The 16,491-nt window shown below is 45.9% G+C and carries 14 protein-coding genes and 3 pseudogenes; 4 read left to right on the top strand and 13 right to left on the bottom strand.

Annotation, left to right across the window (positions count from 1 at the left end; genetic code table 11):
* Positions 1-191: 191 nt before the first annotated feature.
* The 3 genes and pseudogenes from H6G17_RS14690 to H6G17_RS14680 form a co-directional block, all read right to left on the bottom strand.
* Positions 192-335 (bottom strand): hypothetical protein, encoded by a 144-nt coding sequence (locus H6G17_RS14690; RefSeq protein ID WP_192158297.1) that lies wholly within the window; start codon positions 333-335, stop codon positions 192-194.
* A gap of 78 nt (positions 336-413) precedes the next feature.
* Positions 414-761, bottom strand: a complete 348-nt coding sequence (locus H6G17_RS14685) for a hypothetical protein (protein ID WP_192158295.1) — start codon at positions 759-761, stop codon at positions 414-416.
* 204 nt (positions 762-965) lie between these two features.
* A pseudogene (locus H6G17_RS14680) lies at positions 966-1,745 on the bottom strand (aldo/keto reductase).
* A 195-nt stretch (positions 1,746-1,940) separates the two neighbouring features.
* Between H6G17_RS14680 and H6G17_RS14675 the strand changes: the two are divergent.
* Positions 1,941-2,348: a hypothetical protein gene (locus H6G17_RS14675; RefSeq protein ID WP_192158293.1), complete on the top strand. Its 408-nt coding sequence runs from the start codon at positions 1,941-1,943 to the stop codon at positions 2,346-2,348.
* Positions 2,349-2,404: 56 nt separating this feature from the next.
* Here H6G17_RS14675 and H6G17_RS14670 read toward each other — a convergent pair whose 3' ends face one another.
* Positions 2,405-3,457 carry an oxidoreductase gene (locus H6G17_RS14670; RefSeq protein ID WP_192158333.1) on the bottom strand — a complete coding sequence of 351 codons (1,053 nt, stop codon included), beginning with the start codon at positions 3,455-3,457 and terminating at the stop codon, positions 2,405-2,407.
* Between the two features lie 382 nt (positions 3,458-3,839).
* Between H6G17_RS14670 and H6G17_RS14665 the strand changes: the two genes are divergently transcribed.
* A complete protein-coding gene (locus tag H6G17_RS14665) occupies positions 3,840-4,076 on the top strand; it encodes a hypothetical protein (protein WP_199316727.1) in 237 nt (78 codons plus the stop codon).
* A gap of 367 nt (positions 4,077-4,443) precedes the next feature.
* Complete coding sequence (locus H6G17_RS14660; protein WP_192158291.1) at positions 4,444-4,629, top strand: hypothetical protein; 186 nt, start codon at positions 4,444-4,446, stop codon at positions 4,627-4,629.
* Between the two features lie 48 nt (positions 4,630-4,677).
* Here H6G17_RS14660 and H6G17_RS34125 read toward each other — a convergent pair.
* Positions 4,678-5,412 (bottom strand): annotated as a pseudogene (locus H6G17_RS34125) (HAD-IC family P-type ATPase); the annotation flags it as partial.
* A gap of 372 nt (positions 5,413-5,784) precedes the next feature.
* The gene (locus H6G17_RS14650; RefSeq protein WP_192158289.1) at positions 5,785-6,567 is read right to left on the bottom strand and encodes a hypothetical protein; all 783 of its coding nucleotides are present in this window, start codon (positions 6,565-6,567) and stop codon (positions 5,785-5,787) included.
* A 270-nt stretch (positions 6,568-6,837) separates the two neighbouring features.
* Here H6G17_RS14650 and H6G17_RS34655 point away from each other — a divergent pair.
* Positions 6,838-6,960: pseudogene (locus H6G17_RS34655) on the top strand (iron chelate uptake ABC transporter family permease subunit); the annotation flags it as partial.
* A 28-nt stretch (positions 6,961-6,988) separates the two neighbouring features.
* Here H6G17_RS34655 and H6G17_RS14640 read toward each other — a convergent pair.
* The 7 genes from H6G17_RS14640 to H6G17_RS14610 form a co-directional block, all read right to left on the bottom strand.
* Positions 6,989-7,513, bottom strand: coding sequence for a DUF4242 domain-containing protein (locus H6G17_RS14640; RefSeq protein ID WP_192158287.1), 525 nt, complete (start codon positions 7,511-7,513; stop codon positions 6,989-6,991).
* Positions 7,514-7,666: 153 nt separating this feature from the next.
* Positions 7,667-7,960 (bottom strand): Mo-dependent nitrogenase C-terminal domain-containing protein, encoded by a 294-nt coding sequence (locus H6G17_RS14635; RefSeq protein WP_192158285.1) that lies wholly within the window; start codon positions 7,958-7,960, stop codon positions 7,667-7,669.
* Between the two features lie 279 nt (positions 7,961-8,239).
* Positions 8,240-9,202, bottom strand: coding sequence for a hypothetical protein (locus tag H6G17_RS14630; protein WP_192158283.1), 963 nt, complete (start codon positions 9,200-9,202; stop codon positions 8,240-8,242).
* 458 nt (positions 9,203-9,660) lie between these two features.
* Positions 9,661-10,857: a PAS domain S-box protein gene (locus H6G17_RS14625; RefSeq protein ID WP_192158281.1), complete on the bottom strand. Its 1,197-nt coding sequence runs from the start codon at positions 10,855-10,857 to the stop codon at positions 9,661-9,663.
* Entirely contained in the window at positions 10,854-13,328 is a 2,475-nt protein-coding gene (locus H6G17_RS14620) for an ATP-binding protein (protein WP_192158279.1), read from the bottom strand. The genes H6G17_RS14625 and H6G17_RS14620 overlap by 4 nt, the downstream gene beginning before the upstream one ends.
* Positions 13,329-13,581: 253 nt before the next feature.
* The gene (locus H6G17_RS14615) at positions 13,582-15,069 is read right to left on the bottom strand and encodes an ABC transporter substrate-binding protein (protein ID WP_242038394.1); all 1,488 of its coding nucleotides are present in this window, start codon (positions 15,067-15,069) and stop codon (positions 13,582-13,584) included.
* On the bottom strand, positions 15,060-16,406 hold the full coding sequence (locus H6G17_RS14610; RefSeq protein ID WP_192158329.1) for an ABC transporter substrate-binding protein: 1,347 nt from the start codon (positions 16,404-16,406) through the stop codon (positions 15,060-15,062). The genes H6G17_RS14615 and H6G17_RS14610 overlap by 10 nt, the downstream gene beginning before the upstream one ends.
* Between the last annotated feature and the right edge of the window lie 85 nt (positions 16,407-16,491).

Below are 16,491 nucleotides of genomic sequence, written 5' to 3'. Positions count from 1 at the left end.
TTTAAATTGGTGGTTTTTATTAGTATCTATTACCGTATGAATTGAAAAACTAAGTCCAGCTCTAGGTATAAAATTAATTCGTAATAATCTTAAATAACTTTTTCTGTCGCAGACAATTATCTAACCTAAAGCAGAGTTCAAGTCAGGATTTGAGCTAGTCAAAATAAAAGAAATAGGGAGATGTTGTAGAGCTATCGCCCCCACTTTGTTTCGAGCTGTAAAATATCCGTCGATCGAGCAGCCTGAGTGGGGAACCATAACTGCTGCCACTGACCGTTAAGTTCAACTACCTTGAGTAGACATAAAGCTTTGCTGCCTAGTGGTCGCCAACTCATCCCTTTGTTCTTCTGGCGAGAGCCGACTGTCAAATCTACTTGTCTACATTTCTAGCATTAACCTGGTAGTTAAAATACTCAAGAACACTCTTCAGTATTGCCCTGCCACAATTGAGAAAGTAAAAACTTTAAATGCTTTGCTTTCTCAAGTTTATTGCTAGCAATCATTGACATTATCTCTCTTAATTTTTTGCTCAAGTGATACCAATCTAAAATTACGGTAACTGCTACACCAAAAATAGTAAGAAGCGGATGACGTATGACTCTAGCTCCATTAGTAATTGCTACTAAGTTTAGTGGTAAAGTTTGACTACCATACTCTTGGATAACTTTAGCTTTGGCAACTTTGGCTAAATCTAGTAAATCTTCGCCTGTTGCATTGATAGGAGCAGCTATGTATTCAAAGCCAGCTCTAACTTTTTGCAAAAGTATAATATCTGTACTGATGGCTGGAACTGTTGCGCTTGTTTGTCTACGTGGAAATGTCCCTCAGAATCATACTCGCGCTCTCCAGCCTGCTCTTGAGTGAGAATTCTTTCCCCCTCTTGAGGCTAGGCGTTTTTGACTTCCTTTGGAAAGCGGATTGCCCTTATCCCAAGCTTCCTCTGCACTATTAACACAAAACTAGAGTCAGCTAGGAACGTAGGCGAACTTGTCTGGGTTTGGACCAGTGCGACCGGACTCGCCCCGATCGAGTGCGGAGATTGTGTCAATGTCGGTGGAACTCAGTTCAAAGTCAAACAGTTCAAAGTTTTCCTTCATGCGCGATGGTGTCACCGACTTCGGAAATACGATGTCACCGCGTTGGATGTGCCAGCGCAACACGACCTGCGCTGGAGTTTTGCCTACCTTGTGAGCAAGCCGAGCGATCGTGGGGTTCTCAAGTAGCTTGCCCTGCGCCAATGGTGACTACGCCTCGGTAGCGATCTGATGTTCCTGACCGTAGCTGCGTACTGCCTGATTGGTGAAGTAGGGGTGTACCTCGATTTGGTTGACTGCCGGAACTATATCGGTCTGGGCTGCCAGCCGTTCCAGGTGGTCGATCTGGAAGTTCGACACTCCGATGGAGCGGGCGCGACCGTCGCGATGGAATTCCTCCAGCGTCTTCCAGGTCGAAACGAAGTCGCCGTCGTAGAGCGTCGGCAAAGGCCAGTGGATGAGGAACAGATCCACGTAGTCGAAGCCGAGTTCTAAGAGTGTGGTGTTGAATGCCTTGCAAGCGTCATCAGGCTGGTGGAAACCGTTGTTGAGCTTGCTGGTGACGAAAATGTTGCTGCGATCGAGACTAGAGGCGCGGATAGCCTCACCCACCTGCTTCTCGTTGCCATACATCTGTGCAGTATCGATATGCCGATAGCCGATTTCTAGCGCCTTGCCGTCGTTGAGGGTGATGTTGGGAACTGCACTCATAGTTGTTTAACGTTGCTGGTGAAATTCAGGGCAACAATGAAACTCTTCTCATTCTATGTCGCGAGCATGAGTGCAACCGTATACCTATGGTGATATTGCTGATGAGGTATTGATTGATATGGTACATCAAGCTGAGTGATGCCGTGAAGAATTTATCATAGTTGAACAATTACCAAATCCTCAAGCAGGATCGATATGGTTAAACACACACAAGCTCATATGTCCCGCAAGCTGAACAAAAATCAGCCTTTGGCGCTCAAAGAAAGAACGAAATCGCAGATGGAATACTACATGGGTGCGAAGCTGATTGAAATTGGCGTGAACCCGAAATCAGCTATTTGCCGTTGGTCGCTGGAATTGCAGGGAAGTGAAGAAGTCTGGACTTATAGTGCCTTCTGGGGTGAGTCTAAAGAACAGTTACTTTTAGGGCAGCAGCTGCTTCAAGGAGCTGCGTTGCTTAATTGTGCCAGAGCCAATGCTTCTCAAGAATTAGCAGCAGTTGCCCAACTGTGCGGCTATGGCAAAGATATTGACAGTTTTCAGGAGGCATTAAAGCAGGCAAAACAGCAGACAACAGGGGAAATTGAATCTGGAGCAAGCTAAAGGAGCGTAGATTATTCGTCTCGCCCAAAGCGATCGAAAAAGGATCGGGTATTCACTTACAAAGAGAAGGGAACTGTGCATTTTTCTTTGTTGCTTTGCATTGCCAATTCGATAATGCGAATTGTATTTCTTGCTTCTTCAGGCTTAACACTAAGCTCTGAGCGATCGCCAATTGTATCAGCTATATTCTGATAGTAAGCTTGATAACAACCTGCAAGCGTTTCAATCTGCCCCTCCACTTGTAGCCCGCTAATTTGTGTCCTCAACGTACCCCATTTCTCTCTAGGCTCTTCTCCCCAGTTTGGTTCGGCGGGTGTGAGTCCTTGCTTCAAAGCTTCTTCTTGCGGATCGTAACCATATTTAATAAAAGAACCTTCCGTACCATGTAAAATGAAACGCGAACATTGCTCCTTTACTAGCATACTCACCTTCAAAGTCACTTTCAAGTTGTCGTAATCCAGTATTAGCTCAAAATTATCGTCTGCCTTGCCAAAATCTCTTTGGATTCTGATGTCCGACGCGATCGCTTGTGGTAAGCCAAATAGAACCTGCGCCTGGTCTATTAAGTGCGAGCCGAGATCGAACAGAACTCCACTCCCATTCCCTTCGCCTTCCCTCCAGGCATTCGGCTTCACGTCATTTCTGAAGCGATCGTAATGGGACTCATATTCGACTAAGCGTCCTAAAAGCTGACTATCTAACAACCGCTTCACTGTGAGAAAATCACCATCCCACCTCCGGTTGTGATGCACGCTAATGAACTTGTTTTGCTGACGCGCCAAATCTATCAATTGCTGTGCTTGGTTTGAGTTAACAGTAAAAGGCTTTTCAACTACGACGTGTTTATTTGCTAATAAAGACTGGCGTGCTAGATCGAAATGGGAGATATTTGGAGTCGTAATTACGACCAGAGCTATCTCTTCATCTTGCAAGAGTGTCGTGGTATCGCGCACGACTTCCACCCCAGGATAATCTTGATTAGATTGATTCCCATGTCGTTCGACCACCTTTTTCAGTTTCAGATGGGGAATTGACTGAATGATTGGCGCGTGAAACACGCGAGCTGCCATGCCATAACCAACCAGTCCTACGCCAATTTGCTCTACCATTTTTTCTCCAGCATGACTCGATCCTACAGTCAATAGTAAAGCTACAAGAGGATAGATTTTTAGCCTACAGAAATCCTTTTTGTTCTTTTCCACAATGACATGAACCTAGTAGCAGCATGGCGATGTTCTGAGCTAACTCGATCGACGAGCAGGTAGATTTTCTGGAATCTGATGTAAAGTTCGTGAAGCTATCTACATAACAACAGATCGATTCTAAAATTAAATCTCTATGTTAAAGCTGGGGCGCAATTCTAAACTGCGCCCCTTATTATTTGCCTTAGCGAAGCACAACGACGACCGGCAATGATTTCAAATAGCTCGTTACTGCTAGTCTTGGTTTAAATGGTTGTCCCACAGTAGTGGTGGTAGCCCGCAGCGGCTCATGGCAATGCTAGGTAAAATGATGTTGTGGGAAAACCGAGATTTTCGCGTCATTCAAGAGATGGAAGCTGCTTTTCGCCAATATGCTTTACACGCTCAATCTCTGGCTGGAGTTCGCGTATTGGTTGCTGCTGCGCGCTACTTAGCTGCTCACGCGCCGACAATGCGTTCTCAAGCACAAACTTACCAAATTGCCACTCGATTGCACAAAGGCGATCGCCTGTTCGAGTCAAGTTAAGGGCTGGATTGGAGTGTCTGCTGTTTTCGCGTTTCGGTGCTAGTATATTTCCTGCTATGGTTATGAGTGGAGTGTATGGACGCGATCGCAACGTTTACGCAACGCTGACGCAATTGCTTACCCTTATTCTTTCGGAATCTTGAACCCTAGCTGCTTCAACCAAGAGCAAGCCTCTGTATCGCATTCGCTTTCTAGTTGCATAGCTGCTATTTCAATGGGATTTCTATAAGGCTGGTCGCTCTTAGCTAGAGTTCGAGTTGTTTGCTCGTCGCGCTGGAAAATAGCTCCTAGAAGTTGCTCTACTTGATTGAGCCAAACGTCCTTATTTATTTGGAATTATTCCACTTGTAGATTAACTTTCAATGCTATGTCCCTTAGATACTATGCCATGTTTTACGTAGCTTTAGCGTTTCTGGGAGGTGAGGGGATGTCCTTCAAAAACCACAAAGGTGTGCTTGCTGCTTTTGGGCGCGATATTGCTCAAGCGGGTAAAGTACCTGAAGATCCCCCAACCTCCACGCCTCTCGGGAGCAAGAGTTCTCTCCGTTGTTAGGGGGGGCTAGGGGGACTCGACTTTAACCAAGAAGTATTGGGTTTCGACCTACTCAAGGCGATCGATCCAGTTAACCAAAATAGCCAACGGAATCATCGGTAAAGCAGGCAGCAAACAAATTAACCACTGCTGTAGATTCAATGGTGCGGTCGCAAATAAGTTATTCATCACGCTCCATTGACTGAAGACAATCTGCAACACGACTGCGGCAAGAATACCCAGCGAGATCGCCTTCGTACCACCTATTGAAACTCTTCTACCACGGATTCTCAACGCGATCGCTTTCCCTAAATGGCTGATACTCAACAAATAAGAGTCATTGCACAACAACCCAGCAATAAAACATTCTTCCAGAGCTACAGGCAACCTCTCCCCCTGCTTTCCAATTTCCCCTTCGGGACTGTAACCCGTACCGCTAACAGTAAAGCGATCGCCTCCGGCATAAATCGCTTGCACGGTCATTTGGTTTTCGGTCAGCGTCCCCGTTTTATCAGAGCAAATGACTGTCGCGCCGCCTAAAGTCTCTACCGCAGGTAATTTGCGGATAATGGCGTGGCGGCGTGCCATGCGGTTAACGCCAATTGCTAGCGTCACTGTTACCACTGCTGGTAGTCCTTCAGGAATGGCACTGACTGCCAAAGCGACAGCCGCTTCAAACATTCCGGCAAAGGTCTGCCCTTGACCCAACCCTACTGCTAATGTGAGCGCTGCCAGACCTAAAATGACGTAGAGTATTGTGCGGCTAAATTTGTCAAACTTACGAGTTAAGGGCGTACTCAGGGCAAACGCATCTAAATTTGCCAGAGAATATACATAGTCTCTTGGGCTTCAACCTACGCTATATCTGGAGAATAAGTTCTCAATAAGCTACCCTTTAATGAGTTTATTCGCAACAACTAGTGGCTAATTGCCCTTTATTGACAAGATGTGTTTGCCCTGAGGTGGAGACACAGCCGTGCAAACAGTTCTGCTGCCTTTCATCTCTTGCACCCGCTCTAGCTCGATGATTAACTTTGTAACGTCAAGGTGAAGTTGCATCACCTAATCCCTGTGTGAGTTGAATTTTTCAATTCAACAGCGCGCGTCGCGATCAAAACGCTCATAGCCTAACACGTTTCAGTGTCTGTACTCGCGATCGACAACAGGCTATCGACATTACAGTGCGACCAAAAGCGCAGAATATATACTTGCACCGAGGGCAAAAGCCCAGAAGCGACTTTGGCGTTCTTCTGGGAGTTCTTCTTTCAAAACATTAAGTACAATTCCTCCGGCGAGAAAAGCAAAGAGTAACGCGATCGCCGCCTCAGACAGTTGAGTTCCCAGCCCGATCGCCCAACCACAAATAATTGCTGCTGCCAGTATCCAGCGACCAGTTTTTTCATAGGTACGCTGGTGATGTTCGCGCAATCCATTGTCATTGACGATGAAATGCAAAGCCATTGCCATAAAGAAAAACCATAAACTTTGAACTCTTGGTTCCTCTCGATGCAAGAGCAGATAGCCAACTAAGGCATTGTAGAGAGCAAACGAGGCAATATGCACCCAGAAAACACCCGATGAAGCAACATCTCCCCTACCTGCTTGGCGGTTGCGCTGGCGTGATACTTTAGCAGCCCGTTCTAAGCCATAAAACACGGCTAATCCTAATAGTGCTAAAAGATATACGTGATGTTCTAGAAACAATAGTGCCTTGCCTACCGTACCTTTAACTGTCTCCTGTGCCTGACTCAATTCGGGCAAGATATGGACGAAGACATAGGCAACTGAAACACCGCCACTTACAGACAGCCAAATACTGCGAGGAGTTCTTTCGAGAAAGCGGAGTTTACCAGAGAACAGATGCACTAGAGCCAAAATGACGGCAAATAGTGCCGATAACCAAACAAGATTAAAATTAGATGTTGATGGCTCGGCAACTGCAAACAAAATTCTAAACATGTGTTGTTAAAGTCAATTTCCTCAGTTCTGAGAGCGCAAATCACCTGCATTGCAAGTCATTTCTTTCTTCAAGCTGAGCTGGTTGGCAAAATATTGCTTCTGCCAATGAGAAGATTTTGCGGCGATCGCCACTTGCGATCTAAAGCACTTTCATCACTGCTTGATACTGTTGTTCAATATCTTGGCGATCCAACTACTGGGAAACGGCTTCGCAACTGTCGTGCAGAATCATGTCGGCGTGGCGGCGTAGTGCCGCACGGTCTTTTTCATTTGTTTGCACCGACTGAGCTTCCTTGTGGCGTAGTGACAGCAGCAGTGGGCGCGCCATACTTTCTATATCTATTGGTGCGTCGCCATCAGCGATCGTTAACAAGTGCCAGTGGGGGTGAGTAGGATGATAGTGTTCCCAGAGGACATGCTCTTACGGTTTGACGATCGTTGCCGACCAGACGCGGTCGAAAGAAACTCCAGCTCGGTGCTGAGCTTCCCGAATGGACTGGGTATCAGGTGCGTTCAATTCGCAAATAACGCGGGTGCGATCGAGCGACAGGTAAGATCGCACCCACTCAATTCCTCGGTGGGCGTAACAGCTTAAGGTTCTACTACTGATTTCGTTCCACTCCTCCTGCTCGAACGGGGGATAGGTGGTTTCAATCACCTTGAGCATTGATGAATTGCGCCGTGGTTGAATGTCCTGTGGCTGAATCAATTCCCCAGCCCAGATACGACTAAATATGCCGCCACCTTTGCGATAGGATTCTCGGACAGATTCTACATCGGGGGCATCAAAGGTACAGATCGCTCGCAGGCGATCGCGCGACAGCAGTGAATAACGCCACGTCACATTGCGTTCTGCCAAGCAAGCCAAGACTCGAAGATCGGTATCAGTCGGTGACTCTGGGGTGAGAGGGGAATCTGCAAGGGTTTCCACGATCGCAAGCGACATAACAACTTTGATGAGATGATTTAAATTGAGGCAGCAGGTCGTAACAATTCGATCGCCTGAAGAATTTCTTCATCCGATATAAGTTTTTCCGATCCTTTCGGTTCAATTAATATGTAGAGAACTTTCCGTATATTTCATCTAGGCTCGAACTTACTAACAATAAACGGCTACATCTTCACCGCATTTATCTGCCAAATAGGACAAGCACTTGAAGCGCAGACCAATAATTTGTTCGTAGAAAGGGTTCAATTTGCATAGAGGCGGAATTCGGAAAATAGTGCGATCGCCAAGTTTGATTTCTCGCTCAAAGGGACAACGAGCAGGGATCGTCATGCACAGCAATCGAGCTAGATTGGAGTTATGAATTTCTATAGAGTCAAGCCATTGGCATGGCGATCGCAATAGATTAAATTTGAAATGAATTAAGCTGATAGTAAAGTCAGACATTTGCGATTACCTCTGATTATTTTCGAGTCGATTAGTTATTATAGTTTTTAGCAACCCTTCTACTTACTAAGTTAATTTATGACTTTATATTTGTCGTTACAGAAATTCTCTGGAATTTCATAAATAAAACTCAGAAAAACACAGGTTGACTAACTAGAACTTTGAGAAGCGATCGCACTTAGTTTAAAATATCTGCTGCTAAAATCTCTGGTAATCTCAGACAATAAACTAGAGGAGTCGTAGGGGCGCACAACTGTACGTCCCTACAAAAATCGAATATTAATTCTGAATTCTCCAATTTTCTATCTCCTGTTTCCTGTCTCCTTTTTGAAATAGTCTCGTAGCGTGATAGCAAACTTTTTCGCGCAAGCGGTAAACATCTTTAGCGGTCAAATTTAATTGCTCGGCGATCGTTTGCTGCGATTGTCCTTGCAGATATAAATTTAACCATTGAACGGCTGAATGTCCCAACTTTTGTGCTAAGTATTGAGATAGCTGCTGTTTAACTTCATCACGCTCGCTCTGTTGCTCTGCGGCTTCTTCTTGTTCCTTGTATTGCCCGATCGCTTGTACATCTAGCAAGTTGAAGCTGCGATCGCTATCTTCAGTAGGAATTTGAGCAAAAACAATCCGAATCTCATTGTTGTTCGGTACTTGCGTCACTCCTCCTGGTGCATAGCGACGCATATAGTTGATGAAGCGATAGACAATCAGCGGTTGATTGCGGACTGGTCGCAAACAGTATTCTTCGATCGCAGTAAATAGTAAGGCGTTTCGCAAGCGAAGGTCATCCGTACATTCAGCGATCGCTGTTATTTGCTGTTGTAGGTAACAATCGCGTTGCAGTAAATCTTGCAAAAACTCTTGCAATACTTCGCTAATTTGACAACGGCGATCGCGACCCAGAGCCACCATCAGGCGGATTTTATTTTGTAGCACGACTAAACTACCTAAGCGGGTCAAGAGGCGGCGATACCCCTGTTCTGGTGCTTGTCCTAAATAACGATTCTGCAAAATCCGGTAGCGGTATGCTATCCCTTGCTGTGCGAGTTTAAACTGCTGTGAATCCAGACGTTCCGAACGGTTTCCCAGTAGCCAGCAGACAATACTCTCTTTGGTAGCCACACTGCTATTAGGATAGTCAAATGCCAACTGCCATTGCCAAATCTGGGCTAGATCTGTGAGCGCGATACCTTGGCTGGGATCGAATTTTGGTTCTAAAGGTAATGTAACAACTTGCATTTGTGACTCCTGGCGTTGCTGAAAGGGTAATGGTGATTTCGCTAGAATAAAGAAAACGTCTCAACTCCAACTCCAATTGCTACGGTCAAGAACGGGCAGCGTCAAGGCAGGCAGTGTTACAAATGCAAGCTGCGCGATCGCCAGCTCTCAAATGAGAGTTAGATTTATTGCTAGAACTCTTGCAGATTATCTACTGCAAACTTACCTTTTTAAAGGCTGTTGCTGCATACCTTTCGTTCATTAATGTAATTTGATAGATTGTATTTGTCATTACAGGAAATCTCTGGACTTGCTTGAGTCCTAATCTTAGGAAAATAGAGCGATTGACCGATACTTGCAGATCGATTACTACAGTGAGAAAGCTGCAAGTGGTTGCTGCTCTGGAAGAACTTGAAATTCTAAAGGAAACCTTGAGGAGCTAAAATCTCTGGTAATCTCAGGTTGACTTTCGTTTGTCACTATAGGCGATCGCTAATCTCGGCGATCGCGCCTACCACGCAATCCTCTGCTGCATCAATTCGTAGTGCTAATAATACCCAAATTATCGATCCGTCTTGTTTGCGGATTTGGATTTGGCACTGGCAGACTTTTCCCGCCGCCTGTTTTGCTGCCAAGATCTGCTGTTGAGCAGTCGGATCGCTCAAAAAATCAGTTATGGATTTTTGCGCGATCGTATCTGTGCCACTAGCTGCAGCACAAGTATAACCGAGTATTTGCCCAAAGTGCTGATTAGCATCCAGCAGCGAACCATCAAAAAGGCGTATAGAGAAAATTCCTACGGGCGCAGACTCGAACAAATGGCGAAACTTCGCTTCGCTGCCAAGCAGTGCTGCTTCTGCCTGTTTGCGAGCAGTAATATCGCGCACGATCGCACAGTTATACTCTTGACCGTTAAACTCTAAATAATTAGCAGTTATTTCCACGCTGATGTCCCGACCATCTTTAGTCCGTGAGGTCGATTCAAAGGTGAAGGAGCCTTTGAGCTGAATTTCCTGCCAATGTGACTGCCAGATTGTTGTCGGAAAATTGGGATTGACATCTTGGACAGCCATATCTAGCAGTTGGACGCGGGAGTATCCCAGGATGCGACAAGCTGCTTCATTGACATAGACAAACCGTGCATCTGCATTAATGATACAGATTGCATCTCTAGATTTGTCTAAATAAAACTGGCTCAGCCATAGTGCTGACTCTGCCTTTTGGCGATCGCAAATTTCTTGTTGCAGGCGAGCATTTTGCTCTGTCAGCTGCTGTTGCAACCGCCGCAGCGTCAGATTATTTTCTACGCGAGCAAAAACTTCTTCTTCACTGAAGGGTTTCGTAATGTAATCAACTCCTCCGACTGCAAAAGCTTTAACTTTATCGATGACCTCATCTAAGGCGCTGATAAAAATTACCGGAATATCGCGGGTTGTTGGTGAAGCTTTCAGGTGTTGGCAGACCTCATAGCCATTCATGTTTGGCATCATGATGTCAAGCAAAATGAGATCCGGCGGGGCAGCTTGCGCTGTCATCAAGGCTGTTTTTCCGTCGATCACTTTACGGACTTCATACCCTAGCTGAGATAGCATCGCAGATAGAAGTCGTAAGTTATCCGGCTTATCGTCAACTACTAAAATATTCGCTTTAGGCTCCTGAGCGCGATCGTCATTCATGCTGAATCTAGTTGCGTTAGATCGATAATCTTATCAATACGAAAGTTATTTACTAAATCGGCTAGAGCAGTTGCCATAGGAGCATAATCCTGTGGAATTTGTTCTAGAAGATCGAAAATCAGCTTCTCATCAGTCCGCAGTGCTGCCTGGTGTAGCTGTGCTACCCACTCAGGAGGCATGACTCTCAAGCTTTGAACTGTCAGCGTATAGGGTTCTTTTTCTTCTTGCTGAGGAGCGATCGCTACCTGCTGGGTGCTTTCTTCATAGATATAACGCACCCCTAAATACTGCATCATTTTTTCCCAGATAACTTCTTCCCGCAAGGGCTTGCGGACAAAATCATTACACCCAGCAGATAAAACTACAGCGCGTTCCTCGTCAAAGGCACTAGCTGTTAGAGCGATGATAATTGTCGCATGACCTTTTAGATGGGCTTTAATCTGTCTAGTCGCTTCATAGCCATCCATCACTGGCATTCGCATATCCATCCAGATTAATTGTGGTTGCCAGCTTTCCCAAATCGCCACTCCTTCTTCACCATTTTCAGCTTCGCGCACCTCGAAGCCCACTGATTCGAGCATCTTGACTAGCAGTTGGCGGTTTTCCCATTTATCTTCAACTACCAAGATACGATACTTCGGTTGGTCGGGCGCGAGTCCCATGACTCGCCGATAGTGCTGTCGAGGCTGCACTTCCACCACTGCTGCGGGGCTAACTGGAATCTCGAAACTAAAAATTGTGCCATGACCCAAAGTCGTGCTAACCGCGATCTCTCCTCCCATTAAGCGCACGAACTGTTGGCTAATAGTTAAACCCAGACCAGTTCCTTCATGGGATTTTCGACCTGCTTCCGTTTGGACAAAGGGTTTAAACAATCTCTCCAACTCTGATGCTGCAATGCCAGGACCAGTATCTTCAACTTCAAAGTGTAGGATACAGGTAGGAGTAAGTGGCACATGGGATGTCTCTTGCTTATCCTGCTTCGTTCTCACGCGCAAGATTGCTCCGCCTGCTTGAGTGAATTTAATTGCATTACCCAGCAGATTAATTAAGACTTGGCGCAATTTACTCTCGTCTGCGCGTACGCATTGGGGAACTTCAGGGGTGCGTTCAAAGATCAGCTGTAAGCCCTTGGCTTCTGCTTTGAGTTGTAACATCTCTTCTAGTGAATCCAATAGCTCGTAGAGATTGAAGCTATTTTCATTCAGAATTGTGCGCCCCGCCTCAATTTTAGCCATTGACAGGACATCATTAATTAAGGTCAGCAAATGCTCGCCGCTGCGATTAATCGTGTCTAAATTTTCTAGCTGTGCCGCATTGAGCGAGCGATCGCGGCTCATCAGTTGGCTGAAACCAAGAATGGCATTGAGCGGAGTCCGCAGTTCGTGACTCATGTTAGCCAAAAATTCGCTTTTGGCAAGGTTGGCAGCTTCAGCTTCCTGGGCTTTTTGTTCCAATTTATGGCTGTAATTCTCTAACTGCTCGCGAGAGATTTTTAACTGTCGGGTTAGCCAATACACTCCAATCGACAGACAACCTACCGATGCTAGTCCTACGAGTACGATTGTTCCTGCGAGTTGGCGAGCAGGGGCAAATGCTTCTTCCTGCTGCATCTCCACTAACAAAGCCAAATCTTGCTCGTTCAGCCAGCGATAGACACCAATAACTGGTAGTTTGGCATAGTTGCGATAAAGTCCAGAGCCGCTGACACCACTCATCGCTGCATCAATGCCTTGACTGCTAATTCCTTCTGGAAATTCCTGTGCTTCAGTTTTCTCTGCTTTGGAGATAAAAGCGTTTTTTGATACCAAAGAGCCGACTAAGTATGTCTCGCCACTATCGCCTAAGCCCGTGCGTTCTCGGACGATTCGATCGATGCGGTCTAAGTTGAGGTGAGCTAAAACAATGCCTTGGCGCACTCCTGCTGCATCGCGTAGGGGTGTTGCCAAGGTAACTGACGGCTTGCCCGTGATGGGCGAAACGTAGAAAATCGGAGCGAAGGTATCTTTTAGCTCGACTCGTTCAAAATAGCTAACGTTAGCTAAAATTTCGTAGTCGCCTTCGCGTTGCTTGTCAGTTGATAGAACGATCTGATTGCTGCGATCGAGGATGAAAATTTCTCTTAAGGCTGGCTTGGTTTGGGTGACACTAATGAGATAGTTAGAGAGAATTTTGTCAGCGGCAAGATAATTCGGATTGGCAGTTTTGCCACTTAGTAGGATCTTGATATTCCTTTGTAGTTCTGGATGTTGAGTCACGAGGAGAAAATCTCGTTGCTGGTCTTCAAACCAACGCCCAATTTCTTCTTCTTTCAGGGTAGCAGCAACGCTGAGGCGATTGAAAGCAGCCTGCTTGAGAGCCTCTCTAGCACTAAAGAAAGCAACGCTTCCCACCACGCCAACAGCTACCAGAGACAAAACTAAGAATGAACTGGCGACTTTAGCAGTCAGGTGTTGATTCCAAGACTTCATAGATTAAGTCACTTTGCTCTTACCAGAAAAAGGCACAGTATTGTTAAGTCGCTTGCAGCAGGAAAGAAGTTCAGAAGTTAGAGAATTTTTCCTTTTACACTTCCCAAAGTAAGGATTTATATAAATTTATCGCTATTTTTTTACTATTTATGCAAAAAATTTACTTCTGTAATTTAATTTTGAGTTGCTAATGAGTCATTGGTAGTTGAGTGACAGGTGGTCACTGCTCGATCGCTCCCTGCTCCCTGTTTATTCACTGCCATTGAGCGAAAATTTGCTTCATCCGCGCGATCGCTTCATCTGCTGCTTGCTCTGGAGATATGCGATCGACAACTATGCGATTGAGGGCTTTGCCCCAGAGATTCTCCTCCACAACTAAGCTGTAAGCGGGATTTTGAACGTGATAAAATGGGCGCGTTTGACCCTGGATCAGTTGCTTCATGGCAGTCGAGATATGGGGGTCAGTTGGATCTGTCCAGAAAGGATCTTGCCAAACTTGGCGATTCACTGGCAAAAAACGTCCTCCCGCAGCTTTGAAATATTCTCCAGCTACCTCTGGTTGGATTAAATAAGCGAGAAAGTCCTTGGCTAATTTCTGGTGCTGGGACTGGTTAAATACAACAGCTTGCCTCAGTGTAACCAACAGACGCATCGGCTTACCACTAGGTTTGTTAGGAAACTCGATCGTACCCAGCTGATAACGGTAGACATTCGGATTTTGACGCACGGCAGCAGCGATCGAGAGCGTCAGATTGGGCGTTGTCAGCGCAATGCGGTTGAGCAAGCTGCGATTGTTATCTGGATTTGACCAGTTAGTTGCATCTGGTGGGACGTAGCCCTGACGGTAAAATTTGGCATACCACTCTAAGCATTTAACGATGCCTTGACGAACTTCAGGATCGTTTACGCGCAGTTGACCTTGAGAGTTGAGAATCTGGACATCGTAGGCTTCTAAAATCTGTTCAAAAAAGAAATAGGTTTCCACAGCTCCCATCGAGAAAGGAAAACCTAAACCGTAAATCTGCTGCTTTTGCTTTGTCCGCAGATCGCGCTGTGCTTGCGACCAAAAATCCCAAAAGCCATCCCAATCTTTAGGAATATCTCGTTCGCGCCGACCTACTTGCTCTAGCAAGTTCCGCCAGTAGAAGATGTGGATAGTTGCCTGATAAATTGGCACGGCATAGTAACTTCGCTTTTTAGCTATATTGTTATAAAAATTAACAGCTTGTAGTGCCGAATTGGGATAAAGCTGCTTCACTGGTGCGATCGCCTCTGAGACATCTGCTAGTTTGCCCTCCCAAGCCAGACGCGGATTCAGCTCCTCCGCAGCGCGGTGACTCATCAGAATGTCAGGTGGCTTGCCTGCCCTAATTGCCCTTTGCGCCTTCTGTAGTAGCTCATCGGTGGGATAGAAAGACAGCTTGACTTTGTTGCCGCTTTGTTGCTCCCAGCGGCTCGCAGCTCGTTGCAAGGCTTCGTCTTCTTCCACGGTAAAGCCTTTATCCCACCAAATATTTAACGCTCTACTCTCAGTAGAGGAATTGCTGGCTGGGGATACATTAATTTTAGAGTTTTGTTCTTGAGAGTTTTGAGTACAAGCAACAACTGTAAGGCTGAGAAATAATACTAGAAATTTGTAGCGATGGCTCAACCTCAAGCGATCGCGACGTTTAAGTCGTAAGTCAGAAGTCATAACTGCTCCCTGCTCTCTGCTCCCTGCTCCCTGTCTGTTCACTGCCATTGAGCGAAGATTTGCTGAATTTGGGCGATCGCCTCATCTGCTGCTTGTTCGGGAGTAGTACCATTGACAACGACTTTATTCACAGCCTTACTCCAAATACTCTCTTTGAGAACTAGGCTGTAGGCGGGGTTTTGGGCAGTAGAAATCAGGCGCGTTTGTTCCTGAATCACTGGCTTGGCAGCAGTGGAGATGTGAGGATCGCTCTTGTCTGTCCAATATGCGTCTTTCCAGACGAGTTTATGGACTGGCAAAAAACGCCCTCCCGCAGCTTTGAGAAAACTTCCGATTATCTCCGGTTGGATTAAATAAGCAAGAAAGTCCTTGGCTAACTTCTGGTTTTTGGAGTCGGCTAGGACAACCGCTTGCTTAACTAGAGCTAAGTAACGCATCGGCTTGCCACTGGGTTTATTAGGATACCCGATTGTGCCGAGCTTATAGCGGTAAAGGTCTGGTTGTTGGCGCACAGCAGCAGGAATCGAGAGGGAGTTGTTGGGAGTCATAACGATCAGGCGATTGAGCAAGCTGCGATTATTATCTGGGTTCAGCCAGTTGATTGCCTCTGGTGGTACATAGCCCTGTTTGTAAAATTTAGTGTACCAGTCTATAGACTTAATAATGCCTTGACGAACTTTGGGATCGTCAACGCGCAGTTGACCCTGAGAATCTAGAATTTGAACGTCATAGGCTTCTAAAATTTGCTCAAAAATTTCATAGGTGTCTACAACTCCAGCTGAGATCGGAAAGCCGATTCCATAAATCTTCCGATTGTGCTGGGTTTGCAGAGTATCCTGCATTTGTTGCCAAAACTTCCAGAAGCCGTCCCAATCCTGCGGAATATCCTTCTCGCTCCGTCCTGCTAACTTGAGTAAATCACGCCAGTAAAAAATATGAGGTATACCCTGATGAATCGGGATCGCGTAATAGCTGCGCTGTTTTTTGAGATTGTTATAAAAATAAACACTGGCTAATACAGTATCGGGATAAAACTGCTTCACTGGTGCGATCGCCTCTGAGACATCTGCCAATTTGCCTTCCCAAGCCAGACGCGGATTCAGTACCCGATCGGCATTATCATTCATCAAGATATCGGGCGGACTTCCCGCCTGAATTGCCCTTTGAGCTTTTTGCGAGAGTTCGTCGTTGTTATAGAAAGAAAGCTTGACTTTGTTGCCAGTTTGTTGCTCCCAGCGGCTCACAAGTTGCTGCAACGCTTCATCTTCTTCCAAGGTATAGCCTTTATCCCACCAGATCTTTAAGACTTGACTTTCATTTGAAGACTCATTGACTGAAGATAGGTTTGTTTCAGAGGTGTTGGTGCAGGCGATCGCGATTGCCATGAGAGCGATCGTTATGAATGGGTATCGCCAGCGATAGTTCGTGCGCTGCGATCGCCAAGTACGTACCCAATTAATAAGTTCTATA

The organism is Chroococcidiopsis sp. [FACHB-1243], assembly GCF_014696895.1.
GTDB lineage: Bacteria > Cyanobacteriota > Cyanobacteriia > Cyanobacteriales > Chroococcidiopsidaceae > Chroococcidiopsis.
The sequence above is the reverse complement of the archived record's forward strand: the minus strand, read 5'-3'. Positions and strand labels throughout refer to the sequence as shown.